Origin of the sequence: Spiroplasma endosymbiont of Megaselia nigra, from assembly GCF_003987485.1 — a bacterium.
In the GTDB taxonomy this organism is placed as follows: Bacteria; Bacillota_I; Bacilli_A; order Mycoplasmatales; family Mycoplasmataceae; genus Spiroplasma.
This window is the reverse complement of sequence record NZ_RCOO01000272.1, coordinates 1-1203: the sequence shown is the minus strand read 5'-3', so window position 1 is coordinate 1203 and position 1203 is coordinate 1. Positions and strand designations below refer to the sequence as shown.

2 protein-coding genes are annotated in these 1203 nt (G+C 22.8%); one reads left to right on the top strand and one right to left on the bottom strand.

Annotated features, from left to right (window positions below; translation table 4 throughout):
• On the bottom strand, window positions 1-848 hold an 848-nt coding region (locus tag D9R21_RS06635; protein WP_126821557.1), incomplete at its 3' end, for an IS30 family transposase.
• A 119-nt stretch (window positions 849-967) separates the two neighbouring features.
• On the opposite strand from D9R21_RS06635, the gene D9R21_RS06630 reads away from it, so the two are divergent.
• The coding region (locus D9R21_RS06630; RefSeq protein WP_158613986.1) for a lipoprotein at window positions 968-1203 on the top strand (236 nt) is incomplete at its 3' end.

Below are 1203 nucleotides of genomic sequence, written 5' to 3'. Positions count from 1 at the left end.
CCCTTAGGATATCATTCTCTAAGTTCAGAATTCATATATTCAATTAATGGTTTTTGTTGTGGTTTACCAGGGTCACAAAAATAAACTTGTGTTTCAGCAAATATTTCTAATTCTCTTCATTTACTAAATTCTTTTCCTCTATCAGTTATTATTCCTTTAATTTTCCCAAATAAATTATTACTTATAACAATATCTTTAAACTTTTCCACAACTTCATTAGCAGTATGATTTTTTAATTTCATAACAAAATAACTTTTACTATTTTGTTCAACTAAAACCAAATTACTAGATTGATGGTCTTTACCAACTACTGTATCCATTTCAAATCAACCAACATCAGTCTCTTTATTCTCAATATCTCATATTGATTTAAAATTAATTAATTTACCACGATTATCAAATTTTCCTTTTGTTTTATATTTTTTACCACGATGACGTAAATTCTGTTTTAAAAAACCATAAAAACCCAAACGAATTCATTTATACAATGTTTTAACACAAACAGAAAATTTAATACCAAACTTTAAAAAATAACGATGAATAAGTTGTGATGGAGAATCACGATAAACATTAAATCTTATATTAATAAAATTTAATTGTTCTTCTGTAAACTTATATCTTTTATTATTCTTTTTTCTTTTCTCATAATACATTTTATCTGACTTATAAGCACTATATTCATCAATAGTTTTAAAACGCTTAATTTCTCGCAAAATAGTACTACGATTTCTGTTCAAACATTTAGCAATTTGTGAAATATTTATTTCACCATTCTTTTTTAAAAATAATTTTGATAATATTAATTTTTCCAATTTAACCTTATCAATAAAACTTAAATGACTATACATAACATTTATATACCTTTCATTAATTTATAAATTTAATATTAAAATTATTTAATACATGATTGATATATGATAAAATCAATTATAGCATTCAAGTAATTTTAATAAAAGAGGAGTAAAATATGAAAAAATGACTTAGCATTTTAGGAATAATCGGATTAACAGCAACAAGTACAACAACATTAATTAGTTGTGAAAAACCAAATAATAAAAATATTCCTTGTGAAAAACAAAACCACGGAAATTGAAAACAACAATGTTCAAATGAAAAACCATTTAATACAGTTGATAATAAATATTACATTATTGTATGGCGTAGTACATCTAATAGTAAATGAAATATTAACGGATTTGATAA